The organism is Actinospica robiniae DSM 44927 (genome assembly GCF_000504285.1).
GTDB lineage: Bacteria > Actinomycetota > Actinomycetes > Streptomycetales > Catenulisporaceae > Actinospica > Actinospica robiniae.
Window position 1 is genome coordinate 2,009,142 of sequence record NZ_KI632511.1, and the last position, 15,147, is coordinate 2,024,288.

General features: G+C 71.9%; 9 protein-coding genes. 7 read left to right on the forward strand and 2 right to left on the reverse strand.

Annotation, left to right across the window (positions count from 1 at the left end; translation table 11 throughout):
- The 7 genes from ACTRO_RS08540 (at window position 1) to ACTRO_RS08570 (ending at window position 7,233) form a co-directional block, all read left to right on the forward strand.
- Window positions 1-573: an ArsR/SmtB family transcription factor gene (locus tag ACTRO_RS08540; RefSeq protein ID WP_034262610.1), complete on the forward strand. Its 573-nt coding sequence runs from the start codon at window positions 1-3 to the stop codon at window positions 571-573.
- Window positions 574-638: 65 nt separating this feature from the next.
- The gene (locus ACTRO_RS08545; RefSeq protein ID WP_034262613.1) at window positions 639-1,568 is read left to right on the forward strand and encodes an ornithine carbamoyltransferase; all 930 of its coding nucleotides are present in this window, start codon (window positions 639-641) and stop codon (window positions 1,566-1,568) included.
- Entirely contained in the window at window positions 1,565-2,473 is a 909-nt protein-coding gene (locus ACTRO_RS08550) for a GHMP family kinase ATP-binding protein (protein WP_034262615.1), read from the forward strand. Before ACTRO_RS08545 ends, ACTRO_RS08550 begins: the two co-directional genes overlap by 4 nt.
- Window positions 2,474-2,635: 162 nt before the next feature.
- Window positions 2,636-3,973 (forward strand): MFS transporter, encoded by a 1,338-nt coding sequence (locus ACTRO_RS08555; protein ID WP_051450525.1) that lies wholly within the window; start codon window positions 2,636-2,638, stop codon window positions 3,971-3,973.
- Window positions 3,974-4,007: 34 nt separating this feature from the next.
- Complete coding sequence (ccrA, locus tag ACTRO_RS08560) at window positions 4,008-5,336, forward strand: crotonyl-CoA carboxylase/reductase (RefSeq protein ID WP_034262618.1); 1,329 nt, start codon at window positions 4,008-4,010, stop codon at window positions 5,334-5,336.
- A gap of 2 nt (window positions 5,337-5,338) precedes the next feature.
- On the forward strand, window positions 5,339-6,346 hold the full coding sequence (locus tag ACTRO_RS08565) for a 3-oxoacyl-ACP synthase III family protein (protein ID WP_034262621.1): 1,008 nt from the start codon (window positions 5,339-5,341) through the stop codon (window positions 6,344-6,346).
- The gene (locus tag ACTRO_RS08570) at window positions 6,343-7,233 is read left to right on the forward strand and encodes a 3-hydroxybutyryl-CoA dehydrogenase (protein ID WP_034262623.1); all 891 of its coding nucleotides are present in this window, start codon (window positions 6,343-6,345) and stop codon (window positions 7,231-7,233) included. Before ACTRO_RS08565 ends, ACTRO_RS08570 begins: the two co-directional genes overlap by 4 nt.
- A 1,607-nt stretch (window positions 7,234-8,840) precedes the next feature.
- On the opposite strand, the gene ACTRO_RS08575 is transcribed toward ACTRO_RS08570, so the two are convergent.
- Window positions 8,841-11,900, reverse strand: a complete 3,060-nt coding sequence (locus tag ACTRO_RS08575) for a type I polyketide synthase (RefSeq protein ID WP_051450526.1) — start codon at window positions 11,898-11,900, stop codon at window positions 8,841-8,843.
- Between the two features lie 15 nt (window positions 11,901-11,915).
- A complete protein-coding gene (locus ACTRO_RS08580) occupies window positions 11,916-15,146 on the reverse strand; it encodes a non-ribosomal peptide synthetase (protein ID WP_051450527.1) in 3,231 nt (1,076 codons plus the stop codon).
- Window position 15,147 lies beyond the last annotated feature (1 nt).

Consider the following 15,147-nt stretch of genomic DNA (forward strand, 5'->3'; position numbering starts at 1 on the left):
ATGACCGTCACCACCGAGATCCGCGAGATCACCGACCTCGAGGCGCTGGCCGCGACCGCGCACCCGATCCGCCGACGCCTGCTCGACTTCCTCGACGTCGAAGGCGAGATGACCGCCACGGCGATGGCCGAGAGCTCCGGGCAGTCGGTGCGCACCATCGAGCGGCACCTGCACCTGCTCGAGGAGAGCCGGCTGGTCGAGCAGAGCGCCGCCGACGAGGACGGGGAGCGGCCGTGGCGCCGGTCCGCGCCCGGGATGCGCACGCAGACCAACGATCTGGCCGACGACGCCGTCACCCGCGCGGTGATCTTCGCCATGCTCTGCGTCACCCGGGAGCGCCACGCCGGCTTCATGCGGGAGTGGACCGAGGCCCGGGAAACCTTCGGCCCGGACTGGAAGGTCAGCGGCTTCGTCGCGGACTGCTGGCTGCGGCTGAGCCCGGCCGAGCTGGTGCAGGTGCGCGGCGAGTTCGCCGACATCTTCGAGCGCTGGTCCACCCGGGACGTGCCGGACGACGGCGTGGACCGCCGCCCGGTGACCTTCTTCGCCCAGGCCGTGCGGGCCCAGCCGTGACCCGGCCGCCCGCCGACGACACCCGCCCCTCCGTCCGCCCCCTTCACGAGATTGCCGGTGATCCCATGCGCGACCTCATCTCCCTGGCCGACCTGACTCCGACCGAACTCGACACCCTGGTCCGGCGCGCGGTGCGCTTCGGCGGCCCGGAGCCGGTGGCCAAAACACTGGCCGGCCGCCGCGTCGCCACCTTCTTCAGCAAGACCTCCACCCGCACCCGCACCTCGTTCTGGGCCGGGGCCGTGCGGCTCGGCGCCGACGTGATCACCTACGGCCCGAACGAGCTGCAGCTGAGCACCGGAGAAACCCTGGAGGACACCGCGCGCGTCCTCGGCGAATACGTGGACGCACTGGTCATCCGCACCAACGGCGACGTCGGCGAGATGCGCCGGCTGGCCTCCTGCGACAACCTCGCCGTCGTCAATGCCCTGAGCTCCGACGAGCACCCCACCCAGGCGATCGCCGACCTGGCCACGCTTCTCGAGCACTTCGGCTCGCTCGACGGTCTGCACGTGCTGTGCGTCGGCGAGGGCAACAGCAGCGCCGTCGCGCTCGCCCTGGCCGCCGCCCGCACCCCCGGCTTCCGGGTCACCCTCGTGTGCCCGCCCGGCTACGGCGTGGACAAGCAGATCCTGGACAAGGTCGCCGAGATCTCCGAGGGCCGGGCACTGGTCGAGCAGCACGAGAGCTTCGACGAGGTGCGCCGCCCGGTGGACGCCGTCTACACCAGCCGCTGGCAGACCATGGGCGTGTCGAAGCCGGACCCCAACTGGCTCTGGGCCTTCCGCGACTACCGGGTGAGCACCGGGCTGCTCGAGCGCTTCAGCGGGCCGGAGACCGTCTTCCTGCACGACCTGCCCGCCGTCCGCGGCCAGGAGGTCGACGACGAGGTGCTCGACGGCCCGCGCAGCGTGGCCTGGCGGCAGGCCCACCACAAGATGACCGCCGCCATGGCCGTCCTGGAGTGGTGCGTCACCGGCGGGGAGCAGGAGTGAACCGCACCCGGACCACGGCGCGGCGCACCGGCACCGCGACCTCGCCCATCCACCACGGCGAAATCCTGCAGGGCGCGTTCCGGGTGCACGGCCGGATCCAGCGCGGGCTGGTGACCATCCCGTGCGAGCTGTACTGGTCCACCGCCGCGTTCACCCCGGAGCCCGGCGGCGAGGTCACCGTGCTGCCGGAGTGGCGCGGCAAGGCCCGCCAGGCCGCCGAACTGACCCTGCGTGAGCTCGAGCCGCTCGTCGGCGAGGGGCTCGGCGGCACGCTGAGCGTCTGCAGCGACGTGCCGCTCGGGCGCGGCTTCGGCTCCTCCACCAGCGACGTGCTCGCCGCGATCCGGGCGGTCGCCGACGCCTTCGACGTCCGGTTGCCGCGGGAGACCGTGGCCCGGCTCGCGGTGGCGGCGGAGACCGCGTCCGACTCGCTGATGTTCGACCAGAGCGCGGTGCTCTTCGCCCACCGCGAGGGCGCGCTCATCGAGGACTTCGGCGCGCGGCTGCCGGCCATGCACGTGCTGGGCTTCGGCACCGGGCTGGCGGTCGACACCGTCGGCTTCCTGCCCGCCCGCTACACCGAGCGGGAACTCGACTGCTTCGACGAGCTGCGCGTCAGGCTGCGCACGGCCGTCCGCTCCGGAGACGTCGCGCGGATCGGCGAGATCGCCACCGTCAGCACCCGCATCAACCAGAGCCATCTGCCGATCCCGCGGCTCGAGCAGGTGTGTGAGGCGGCCGCCGAGGCCGGCGCCGCCGGCGTGCACACCGCGCACAGCGGGGACATCGCCGGGCTGCTCTTCGACCTGCGCGACCCCGACCTGTCCTACCGGCTCAAGCTCGCCGGGAAGCTGCTACGCGACATCGACTACGAGGAGCAGTGGGGCTTCGACACCGAGCCCTGAGCCGTCCCCGCCCGCACGCGACGACTTCGACCACCGAGTCCGAGTCCGCGCCACCGAGATTTCGAACTCCCACCTTCCCTCCCGTTGGGCGCCCCCGCCGCGCCCGGAAAGGATCACCGTGTCCTGCGAAACGAACGACTTGCGTGCCCGGCAGGTGCGCCGATGAGCGCGAACGCCGCGGCCCCGCTGCGCCGCACCGGCTTCCGGCTTCTCGTCGGCGGCCAACTCGCCTCGAACATCGGCGACGCCTTCTACGCCGTGGCACTGCCCTGGTACGTCCTGTCGGCGCACGGCGGCATGCTGATGCTCGGCCTCATCCTGGTCGCCTACGGCGTCCCGCGCACCGTGCTGCTGTCCGTCGGCGGGCTCGCGGCCGACCGGTGGGGACCGTGGAGCGCCATGATGAGCGCCGACGCCGTGCGCGCGCTCTCCCTGGTCGGGCTGGCCGTGGCCGCGCACAGCGGCCCGCCCCGGCTCTGGATCCTGATTCCGATCGCGGTGGTCGTCGGCGCCGGCGAGGGCTTCTTCCTGCCGGGTTCGTTCGCGATCGTCCCCGCCCTGCTGCCGGACGAGGAACTCCAGGCCGGCAACGCGCTCGCCTCCAGCGGCACCGAACTCGCCGGCTTCGTCGGCCCGGCTCTCGGCGGCGCGCTGGTGGCCCTGGCCGGAGCGACCTTCGCCTTCGGTTTCGACGCCGCGACCTTCGTCCTGTCCGGCTTGACACTGCTCGGCGTCCGGGTGCTCCAGCGCAAGAGCGTGGCGGCTCCCGACGTCGCCGGGGCCGAGGTGACGGCGGCCGACCCCGCAGTGACCACGGCCGGCGTCACCGAGCAGCCCGCCACCTCTACGTGGCAGGTCCTGCGCGCCGAGCCCGTCGTGCTGATGCTGCTCCTGCTCACCGTCGTCGCCAACCTCGGCTCCGGAGGTGTCAGCCAGGTCGCACTGGCCGCCTTCGCCCAAGACAGACTCCACGTCAGCGCGACCGGCTACGGCGCGCTGCTGGCCGCGATCGCTGGCGGTGCGCTGTTCGGCGCCGTGGCGGCCGGACAGGTGCGCCGCGCCCGCCGGCCGGCGATCCTCGGCTCGGCCTCGTTCCTGCTGTGCGCCCTCGCCCTCGGGCTCGTCCCGTACCTCGGCGGCCCGATCGCGGCCGGCGCGGCGCTGGCGGTGTTCGGCATCGGCTACGGCTTCGGCAACATCATCATGCTGACGACCTTCCAGCGCTGGGCCCCGCCGGCCCTCATCGGCCGGCTGACCGGGCTGCTGATGCTGGCCAGCTTCGGGGTCTTCCCGCTCGCCGCGCTCGCCGCCGGCCTGGTGGCGCAGGACGTGAGCACCGTCGCCTACTTCCCGATCGCGGCCGGGCTGATGGGCCTGGCCGTCCTGGCCGGGCTGGTGCAGCGCCGCTGGCGCGGCTTCGGCGCCGACGCCGACGCAGACGCCTCGCCGAACACCGATCAGGCCGCGGGGCTGCCCGAGCCGGAGCTGAGCGCCGTCTGAATCCGCACCCCACCACAACCATCAGGGAGTTTCCATGGATGCACTGGCCCAGGCGCTGCTCGACGGCGCCGGCCCCGAGCAGATCGCCCGCCTCGAGGTGCCCGCCGAGTTCACCGCCGCGCACACGCTGGCCGAGGACGTCGGGATGTTCAAGGACGTGGCCGACAAGGACGTGCGCAAGTCCCTGCACGTCGGCAAGGTGCCGATGCCGGAGCTCGCGCCGGACGAGGTGCTCGTGGCCGTCATGGCCAGCTCGGTCAACTACAACACCGTGTGGTCCGGCACCTTCGAGCCGGTCTCCACCTTCGACTTCCTGCGCAACTACGGCCGGCAGGGCCCGTGGGAGGCACGGCACGACCAGCCCTTCCACGTGCTCGGCTCCGACGCCGCCGGCGTGATCGTCCGCGTCGGCGCCGGGGTGCGCCGCTGGAAGCTCGGCGACCACGTGCTCGTCAGCCCGGTCCAGGCGGACGACCAGGAGCCGGCCACGCACGCCGACGGGATGCACGGCGCGCAGCAGCGCGCCTGGGGCTACGAGACCAACTTCGGCGGCCTGGCGCACTACACCGTGGTGCGCGCCAGCCAGCTCATCCCCAAGCCGGCCCACCTCTCCTGGGAGGAGGCGGCCAGCACGCCGGCCTGTGCGGGCACCGCGTACCGGATGCTGGTGAGCGACCGCGGTGCCCGGATGAAGCAGGGCGACGTGGTGCTGGTCTGGGGTGCGGCCGGCGGCCTCGGAGCGTACGCGGTGCAGATCGTGCGCAACGGCGGCGGCACCGCGGTCGGCGTGGTCAGCTCGGAGGAGAAGGCGCGCATGCTGCGCCGGCTCGGCTGCGACGTCGTGATCAACCGTGAGGAGATCGGCATCGGCCGCGACGTCTCCGATGATCCGGACAGCGTGATCGAGGCGGGCAAACGGCTGGGCCGGATCATCCGCCGGGAGACGGGCCAGGACCCGAACATCGTGTTCGAGTACGTCGGCCAGGCCACCTTCGGCATCTCCATGTTCGTGCTGCGCCGCGGCGGCAGCATCGTCACCTGCGGGTCCTCCACCGGATACAACCACCGCTACGACAACCGGTACCTGTGGATGAAGCTCAAGCGGGTCATCGGCAGCCATGCCGGCAACCTGCAGGAGATGTGGGAGAGCAACGCCCTGGTCGACGCGGGACGGATCGTGCCCGCCCTCTCCACCGTCTACCCGCTTGCCGAGATCGGCGAGGCGGCGCGCCTCGTGCAGGAGAACCGGCACTTCGGCAAGGTCGGGGTGCTGTGCCTGGCCCCGGAGCAGGGGCTCGGGGTCACCGACCCGGCCAAGCGGGCGCGACTGGGCGCCGACCGACTCAACCTGATGGGAGACTGACCATGGCCGCGCATCGTTCTATCGGCGTCCTGGGCACTGGCGCCTACCTGCCCAAAGAGGAGATCACCAACGCGGAGATCGCCGCCCGCTTCGAGGTCACCACGGAGTGGATCGAGCGCAAGACGATGATCCAGTGCCGCCGCTACGCCGCGCCGCACGAGGCGACTTCGGACTTGGCGGCCAAGGCGGCCGAGGCGGCGTTGGACAACGCCGGGCTCACCGCCGAGGAGGTGGACTTCCTGATCGTGTCCACCTCCACCGGCGATCACGCGGTCCCCGCCACCTCCTGCCTGGTGCAGTCCCTGATCGGCGCGAACCGAGCGGCCTGCTTCGACCTCAACATCGCCTGCAGCGGCTTCGTGTACGCGCTCGAAGTCGCCCGGTCCCTGCTCGCCTCCCGCCCCGGCGCGCGCGCCCTGGTCGTGGCGGCGGACCTCTACTCCCGGTTCATCGACCACGACGACCGCAGCACCGCGGTGCTGCTCGGCGACGGTGCGGGCGCGGCCGTGCTCGGCGAGGTCGCCGCCGGCGGCGGCCTGCACGACGTGGACCTGCGCGGCTTCGGCGGCGCCGCCGAGCTGCTGGTGATCGAGGCGGGCGGCAGCCGCCGCCCGGCCAGCGCCGAGACCGTGGCGGACAAGGCGCACCTGCTGCGGATGCGCGGGAGGGAGGTCACCGAGTTCGTCCTCGGCAACGTCCCCGGCGCGCTCATGGAACTGGTGCGGCGCAACGGTCTGCAGCCCGCCGAGATCGACCACTTCATCCCGCACCAGGCGAACGGCGTGATGGTCGGCAAGATCGCGCAGGAAGCCGGCCTCGGCTGGGCTCACCTGCACCTGACTCTGCCGCGTTACGGCAACATGGGCAGCGCGTCCGTCGCGGTGACGCTCGACGACGCGAACCGCAGCGGCGCGCTGCACGATGGCGACCTCGTCCTGCTCTCCGCCTTCGGCGGCGGCATGGCGATGGGCAACTGCCTGCTGCAGTGGTCCGTCGGCGGTGTCGGGTGAGCGGCGCGGGCGCCGTCGCGGACATCCGCCGGGTCGGGGTCGTCGGCTGCGGGGCGATGGGCTCGGGCATCGCAGAGGTCTGCGCACGTTCCGGCCTGGACGTGCGGGTGGCGGTCTCCGCCGCCAACCGGATCGAGCCGGCCAGGCGCAGCCTCGCCGCCTCACTGGACCGCGCCGTCGCCGGCGGCCGGCTCGCCGAGGCGCAGCGCGATGCGGCGCTGGCGCGGGTGGAGTTCACCTGGCACCTCGGGGATCTGGCCGACCGTCAGTTCGTCTTCGAGTGCGTCCCGGAGGACGAGGCCGCGAAGCAGAAGGTGTTCGCGGAGCTCGATCGCGTGGTCGAGGACCCGGCGGCCGTCTTCGCGACGAATACCTCCTCGCTGCCGATCATCCGGCTGGCCCGGGTCTGCGAGCGTCCGGAGCAGGTCGTCGGCACGCACTTCTTCAACCCGGTGCCGCTGCTGCCGCTGGTGGAGGTGACCGCCTCGCTGCTGACCGACGAAGGTACGGCACGGCAGGCCGAGGAGTTCATCGCCGGCCCGCTCGGCAAGACCGTGATCCGCGCCCGGGACCGGGCCGGCTTCGTGGTCAACGCCCTGCTCGTGCCCTACCTGATGTCCGCGGTCCGGATGGTGGAGTCGGGCTTCGCCTCAGCCGAGGACATCGACCAGGGCATGCGCCTGGGCTGCGCCCACCCCATCGGCCCGCTCGCCCTCGCCGACCTGATCGGCCTCGACACCCTCGCTGCCGTGACCGAGGGTCTCTACGCCGAGTTCCGCGACCCGGTCTACTCCTGCCCTCCGCTGCTCGGCCGCATGGTGGAGGCAGGGCTGCTGGGCAAGAAGTCCGGCCGGGGTTTCCATCGCTATCAGCCCGTAGGGGCCTGACCCGCGCGCATCCCAGCGGGCGGCGGCCGAGCCGCCCGCCGGGGGCACGCTTGAAAAGCGGGTTCGAGGCCAGTCATTGACGGCGGCGAGCTGGACGGCTTCCCATTCTGGCCTCGCGCATTCCGAGCCAGCGCTGGTGGTCGTACAGCGGGACCTGGAGAAGTTCGGCGACGGTCCTCATCTGCCTCAGGCTGTCGTTGGGGTCGATCCGCATGAGCGACTCGTTTGCTTGCCGGGCGTGATGGCCTGTCGGGTCAGGGTGGTTGTCTGGGTGTGGGCGGCCGCTTCGCTCCGCCCGGTTTGTCGGACCACCCGCCCACCCGTTGCGTGGGCGGGGCGGGCTGCGGTTTCAAGATTCCGCCTCCGGCGCGGGCCCTTCCCTCGGAGAGAGATGCCGGGGTTGCGTGGGTGCTGGCGTTGGTGGGGCGGGCTGTTGTTCGGGGTGGTGGGGTTGCGGGGGTGTGCTCTCTCCTCGGTTGGTCCCCGGAGGCAATCAGGGACCTGCCGGGAGGTCAAGCGGCGGTGGCCTGCGCTGATGGTCGATTTCGCATCGCGCCGCTTGACCTCCCGGCAGAACCCTGATCGGGCTTCGCCTGCCCGACCGAGGAGAGAGCCCACCCCCTGGGGGAGTCGTGCGAGCTGCACTCAGGCCGAGTCCCATCCCGTGGCCCGGCCGCGCTCGACCCGGAAGGATCCTGCATCACTCTGATCCGACGATCCTAGTCCTCGATCCGCACGAAGGCGTCGGCGCTCCGGTCGTACCTGCCGTCGAATTCTGCATCGCCCCGGTCGGATCCACCCGGTATTCACGCACTGCACGGGATCGCGCGGCCCGGTCGCACGCCGAGGGGAAATCCTGCACCGCTTTCAGCCACACCCCTGACGCCGTCCGCGCAGCCATCCCGTCCACAACCCCTCCTGCCACAACCACAACAACTCCGTACGCTTCCATGCTAGACGCTGCCACCGACAAAAGTTGCATACCCGGCCTTCGGCAAATAAAGAAAATCCCGTAGATTACCGGGGAACTCGGGCATGCTCCCCGTCGTTGACATAGGAGAGAAGAAGCGACCGCTCAGAACGGCGATGCAGAATCCTTCCGCATCGAGCGCGGCCGGGCCGCGGTCCGGGACTGGGCCCGAGTGCAGCTCGCACTACTCCCCCAGGGGGTGGGCTCTCTCCTCGGTCGGGCAGGCGAAGCCCGATCAGGGTTCTGCCGGGAGCTCAAGCGGCGCCATGCACAATCGAGCACGCGGAAACCACCGCCGCTTGACCTCCCGACAGGTTCCTGATTGCCTCCGGGGACCGACCGAGGAGAGAGCACGCACCCGCAACCCCACCACCCCCAACCTCAGCCCGCCCCGCCAACGACAGCACTTACGGAGACCCGGCACTCTCTCCGAGGGAAGGCCCGCGCCGGAGGCGAAATCTTGAAACTGCAGCCCGCCCCGCGACGCAACGGGTGGGCGGGTGGTCCGACAAACAGGGCGACGCGAAGCGGCCGCCCCCGCCACCACGACCACTCAGCCGATCATCAACCCGCAGTAGTGTCCCTTTCCGGATTGGGGACACTAGACGGTCGCGAGCAGAGGAATCGGCTTCCGAGCTCAGGCGCCCGCGTCGCGCGATTCGGGTCCAGCCGCCTCGAACTCGTCCAGGAGCGCGGCGAGCAGGTCGCCCGCGGCGGAGGCCTCGGCGACCAGCCGGTCGGCTAGTTCGCGCAGCGGGATGGGCTCGAGCAGCAGCGCGAGCGGGGCCTCGAGGCCGAACTCCTCGCGAAGACGACCGACCAGGTGCACGGCGGTGAGCGACTCGCCGCCGGCGGCCAGGTAAGACAGCCGACGGTCGTCGGGTTCTGCCACGCCCAGGGTCTCCCGCAGCAACGCCGCGATCCGATCTGCCGGCGTGCCTGGTTCGGCGGGCTGCGGCACCTCGGCCAACCGGGCGCCTGGCCCCTGTGCCTCGCTGCTCACTGCCACAGATGTCAGCGCCCGCAGGGTCATCGCGCCGTGCGACGCACCGGCGAACGGGTACGTCGGCAGGTGCACTCGCCGGCCCTCCTCCCCCAGCGCGCTCCACTCGATCCGCCGGCCGCGACTCCACAGCTCGCCGACCGCCCGCAGGAGGTCGCGGGGCTCGTCGCCGCCGCGCCCGAGCGTGGCCAGGACGTGCGTCCCCGGCCGGCTGCGGCGCACGTGCCCGCTGAGGGCCACGCCCGGGCCGACCTCGAGCACCATTGCGGCCGGGTGCGCGGCTTGGGCGGCGGCCATCGCCGCGCCGAAGAGCACCGGCCCGCGGATCTGCTGCGCCCACATGCGCGGGTCAGTGGCCTGATCGGCGCTCGCCCACGCTCCGGTGACGGTCGAGACGTAGCGCGGCGAGGATTGATCGGCCGCATGCAGCGTCACCTGCGCGGCGATGCGCGCGAACTCCTCGACCACGCCGTCCATCAGCGACGAGTGGAAGCCGTACTGCACGTTCAGGTCGCGGTGACTGATGCCGCGCGAGTCGAGCACGCCGGCCAGCGAACGCACCTTCGCGGCGTCGCCGGATACGACGCACGCGTCCGGGCCGTTGGCCGCCGCGATGTCGATGTCCGCTGTCAGCAGCGGACGCACCTGCTCCTCGCCGGCGAACACGGCGAGCATCGCGCCCGGTTCGGTGGCCGACATCAGGCGACCGCGCTCGGCGACGAGCTGGAGTGCGTCGTCGAGGTCGAGTACGCCCGCGAGGCATGCTGCGGTGTACTCGCCGATGCTGTGGCCGACCGTCGCCGCCGGTTCGATGGCGAGTTCGCGCAGCAGCACGGCGGTGGCGTACTCGACGCTGACGATGGTCGGCTGCCAGTAGTCGGTGCGGCCGAGGATGTCCGTGACCGGGTTTCCGTGCTGCGGCGCCCACGAGCGCGGGTCGATGCCGTGGCTCGCCGTCAGGATCCGCGCGCAGCGGTCCATCGCGTCGCGGAAGGCGCTGTGCTGCGCGTATAGCTCGCGGCCCATGCCGCCGTATTGACTTGCCTGGCCTGGGAAGACGAACACGCATCCGTACGAATCAGTGTCCTCATCGACTGACACCGGCTGATAGCGTGCGCTCGCGGCCGACGCCCGGATCGCGTCGACCGCCTCGGCCCGGTCTGCGGCGAGGACGTATCCGCGCGCTGCCAGCGGCAATCGGCTGACCTGCAGCGTGTGGGCGACGTCGGCGAGGCGCAGCCGAGGATCCGCGGAGATGGCCTCGGCGAGGCTTGCTGCGAGCGTCGCGGCTTGCTCGGATGTGCGCGCGGAGATCGGCAGGAGGCTGACGTGGCCGGAGGGCGCGCTCTCGCTGCCCTGGCCGCTGTCCGCGGCACGCGGTGCTTCCTCCAGGATCACGTGCACGTTGCTGCCGCCGAGCCCGACTGAGCTGACGCCGGCCCGGCGCGGGGCAGCGCCGTCGCTCGGCCACGCCGCCGGCTCGGTGGCCAGGCGCAGCCCGGCCTGAGCGAGCTTCAGCTCCGGGTTGGGCGCGGCGACCCCGGGCAGCGGGACGATCGTACGATGCTGCAGCATCAGCACTGTCTTGATCAGGCCCGCGATACCGGCGGCGGCGTCGAGGTGGCCGATGTTCGCCTTCACCGAGCCGATAGTGATGCCGGTGCCCGCGTCCGAATAGGCCGCGGCGGTGGCGGCGACCTCGATCCGGTCGCCGAGCGCGGTGGCTGTGCCGTGCATCTCGATATAGCCGACGCTGCCCGGCTCGACGCCGGCTGCCGCCAGGGCCTCGCTCATCGCGGCTATCTGGCCCTCGACGCCGGGAGCGGTGAATCCGATCTTCGCGCTGCCGTCGTTGGTCAGGGCCGAACCCCGGATGACGGCGCGCACCGGATCACCGTCGTCGAGCGCGTCTTCGAGGCGGCGCAGCATGACGAGGCCGGCACCGTTGCCGCGCACGGTGCCGTCCGCGTCGGCGGCGAAGGGGCGGCAGCGGCCGTCGCGCGAAGTGATGCCGCCGCTCTGGTACAGGTAGCCCTCGCGGCGCAGGTGGTCCACGGCCACGCCGCCGGCCAGCGCCGCGTCGCACTCACCTAGCAGCAGCGCCTGCACGGCCACGTGCACCGCCGTCAACGAGGTCGAACACGCCGTCTGCACCGCCATGCTGGGGCCGTCGAGGCCGAGCCGGTAGGAGATCCAGGAGGCGAGGAAGTCCTTGTCCGTCAGCAGTCTGATGTTGAGCGCGCCGAGGTCCCCGGCCAGGCCGCGGTCGACCGCGGCGGCGATCATATGCTCGGTGGAGCCACCGCCGACGTACACGCCGGTGCGCAGCGGCACGGCCCGCGGGTCGTAGCCGGCGTCTTCGAGAGCGGACCATGCGGTCTGCAGCAGCAGCCGATGCTGCGGGTCGAGCGCCGCGGCCTGCGGCAGCGTGAAGCCGAACAGTTCGGCCTCGAAGCGGTCGGCGTCCTCGAGGTAGCCCTTGCTCGGTACGTACGCGGGGTCTGCGGCCTCGGCCGGGTCGAGCCCGTCGGCGGCGAGTTCCTGCGGAGTGAAGTCGCGCAGGGAGCACACGCCGTCGCGCAGGTTCGTCCAGTACTCGGCCAGGTCGGCGGCGCCGGGGAATCGGCCGCTCATACCGACGACGGCGACGGCGCGCTCGGGGATCTCGGGCTCGGCTGCGGCGTGGGCGTTCACAGGGTGGCCTTCCTTTCAGGCGCCCGGTGCCGGGCGGTGACGGCTGCGGGCGGCGAGTACGTCGAGCCGGTCGCGGCGGGTGGCGCCGCGTGCGCCCGGATCGGCGGCGCGGGCGCGCGGCTCGGCCGCGGCACGGTCGAGGTGTGCGGCGAGGGCGCCGATGGTCGGATGCGCGAACAGGTCGACGAGTTCGACCTCGAGAGGCGGGTCGTCGTCCACGGGCCGGGTCAGCCGGGTGTGGACGCGCAGCAGTCGGACGGAGTCGCCGCCGAGCTCGAAGAAGCCGTCGTGGATTCCGGCGCGGTCGATGCGAAGGATCTCCTGCCAGACCGCTGCGATGCGCCGCTCCACGTCGGTGCGCGGAGCCGCGTACGCGCGGGCCTGTTCAGGGCGCTGATACGCCGGTGCGGGCAGCGCGGCCTTGTCGACCTTGCCGGACACGGTCGTGGGCAGGCGTTCCAGCAGCACGATCACGGCGGGGACGAGGTGCGCGGGCAGCCGCCGGGTGAGCCAGTCGCGCAGTTCGTACTCGGTGACGCTCGCCTCCTCGCTCGGCTCGGCGTAGCCGACGAGGCGCGGTTCGTCGCCAGCCTCGGCCCGGGCGACGACGGTGGCTCGGGCGATGCCAGGGTGTTCGGCAAGGACGGCCTCGATCTCGCCGGGTTCGATGCGGTAGCCACGCACCTTCACCTGGTCATCGGTGCGGCCGAGGATCTCCAGGCGGCCGGAGCTCATGTAGCGGCCGAGGTCTCCGGTGCGGTACATGCGAGAGCCGGCGACGGCCGCATACGGGTCGGCGACGAAGCGCTCGGCGGTCAGGGCGGAGCGGCCGATGTAGCCGCGGGCCAGTCCGGGGCCGGCGAGGTAGATCTCGCCGACCACGCCGATCGGGACCGGCCGGAGCGCGTCATCGAGCACATATACGCGCGTGTTCGGCAGCGGGCGGCCGATATCGACCGCGTCCTCGGGCCCTAGCTCCGCGACGGTCGCGCACACGGTGGCTTCGGTCGGGCCGTATGCGTTGAACAGGCGGCGGCCGCGCGCCCACTCGCGCACGACGGCTGGCGGCAGCGGCTCGGCGCCTAGGACGAGCGTGCGTAGCGCCGGTAGGTCCTCCGGCGAACATGGCAACGCGGCCACGACGGAGGGCAGCAGCAGCGTCATCGTGATTTCGGAATCGCGCAGCCGGGCGAGAAGCGGCGCGCCGATCCGTTCACCGGGGGCGCTCAGGTGCAGCTCGGCGCCCACCGCCCACGCCGTGAACAGGGTGGCCACGGAGATGTCGAAGCTGAACGACCCGGCATTTAGGACCCTGTCACGGTGGTCGAGCCCGAAGACCTCGGCGCGAGTGACGGCGTAGTCCACGAGGCTGCGCTGCGAGATGCCGACGGCCTTGGGCATCCCAGTGGAGCCGGAGGTGTGGATCACATAGGCCAGGTCGTCGGGGCTCGCGCACGCTTCGACCGCAGGCGATTCGTCGGCTGCGGCGATGACCTCGCTCAGCAGGAGGACTTGCGCGCCGCCTGCACGCACCGACGCGGACGTACTGGGATCCGCGATGACGCGCGACGCTCCCGCATCGGCGATGAGCAGGGCGAGGCGTTCCGCGGGATACTCCGGCTCCAGCGGCAGATACGCCGCGCCCGCCTTGAGCACGCCGAGCACGGCGAGCGGCAAGGCCTGGCCGCGCGGGATGCAGAGCCCGACGATAACGCCCGGTCCGACGCCGTGCGCCCGCAGCCCGGCGGCGATCTGCGCGGCCCGGGCGTCGAGTTCGGCATAGCTGAGTACTGATTCCTCGGTGACGAGTGCGCGGGCGTTCGGGCGCTCGCGGACCTGTCGGGAGATCAGCTCGGCCACCGACACCTCGGGCACCTCGACCCGCGGGCCGACGGCAAGGTCGAGCAGGCTCTCACGGTCGCGGGCGGTGAGCCAGTCGGCCGCGCGCACCGGGCGGCCGCCGCCGTCGGCTGCGAGCTCGGCGAGCAGTGTCTGGAACAGCCCGGCCCAGCGCGTGATCGTGCCCGCCGAGAAGAGTTCCGACCGATAGACGAGCCGGATCGAGAGGCGTTCGCCGCGGCGCTCCGCCTGGGCCATGAAATCGAACTTGGCGACGTCCAGGAACAGCCCCATCCGGCGCACGTGGGCGCCGGCCAGGTCGAGATCGAGCGTGTCGAGATCATCGAAGGCGAAGACGGCCTGGTAGACCGGGTCGTGGTCCAGCGCCCGCGCGGGGGCGACGCGTGCGACGACCGCGTCGAACGGCGCGTCCTGGTTCGCGCGGGCCTCGACCAGCGACCTGCTTGTCTGCGCGGCCAACTGCTGGAACGTCAGCCTGCTGTCGATCTCGATGCGCAGTCCCACGGTGTTGACGAGCATGCCGACGAGCTCGTGCAGGTCCGGCCGGTCGCGTCCGGCGACGGGCAGGCCGACGACCACATCCGAGCGTCCGCTCAACCGTCCGAGGAAGACCCCGAACGCGGCCAGGAGCACCGAGGTCAAGGTGGTGCCGAGATCGCGGCCGAGCTGCGCGAGCGCGGCCGAGGTGCTCTCCGGCAGCTCGGTCAGCACGTGGCCGCCGAGGGGCGTGCGCATGGGCGGACGCGGCAGATCGGTCGGCAGCGGCAGGACCGGCGGCGCGTCGGCGAGCCGGTCGGACCAGTAGTCGACCTGCGGTGCGAAGTCTCCGGCGGCGAGGCGCTCGGCATACCAGACCGCGAAGTCGCCGTACTGGAGGCCGGGCTCCGGAAGATCCGGCGCCGCTCCTTCGCGCAGCCGCCGGTAGCAGACTGCCAGCTCCCGCACGATGATCCCGAGTGACCAACCGTCGGCTACGGCGTGATGCGCAACGAGGAGCACCCGCCGGGTGCCGTCGTCGACTTCGAAGACGACGGCACGAAAGAGCGGACCGTGTTCGAGATCGAACGGCGCTGCCGCCTGCTCGACAACGGTTTGCGCGATCGCGTCGACCGGCACGTCGCGCAGCACCGAACACACCGACGGCACTTCCTCGCGCACGATCTGCACGAGCGTGTCGCCCTCCGCGCGGAACACCGTGCGCAGGGCTTCATGCCGGCCCACCACCTCGTCCACGGCGGCGGTAAACGCCAGCGTGTCGAAGGGTCCTTTCACATCGTAACCCACGTACATCGAGTACTGTGCACTACCGGGCGCGAGGCGGTCGAGGACGAGCAGCCGGCCCTGCGCGGGCGTCACCGGGAATACGTACTCTGTGCTCTCGGACATC

Coding starts and splice junctions, on each gene's coding strand:
- ACTRO_RS08540 (WP_034262610.1), top strand. CDS start 1: ATGACCGTCACCACCGAGATCCGCGAGATCACCGACCTCGAGGCGCTG.
- ACTRO_RS08545 (WP_034262613.1), top strand. CDS start 639: ATGCGCGACCTCATCTCCCTGGCCGACCTGACTCCGACCGAACTCGAC.
- ACTRO_RS08555 (WP_051450525.1), top strand. CDS start 2,636: ATGAGCGCGAACGCCGCGGCCCCGCTGCGCCGCACCGGCTTCCGGCTT.
- ccrA (WP_034262618.1), top strand. CDS start 4,008: ATGGATGCACTGGCCCAGGCGCTGCTCGACGGCGCCGGCCCCGAGCAG.
- ACTRO_RS08565 (WP_034262621.1), top strand. CDS start 5,339: ATGGCCGCGCATCGTTCTATCGGCGTCCTGGGCACTGGCGCCTACCTG.
- ACTRO_RS08580 (WP_051450527.1), bottom strand. CDS start 15,146: ATGTCCGAGAGCACAGAGTACGTATTCCCGGTGACGCCCGCGCAGGGC.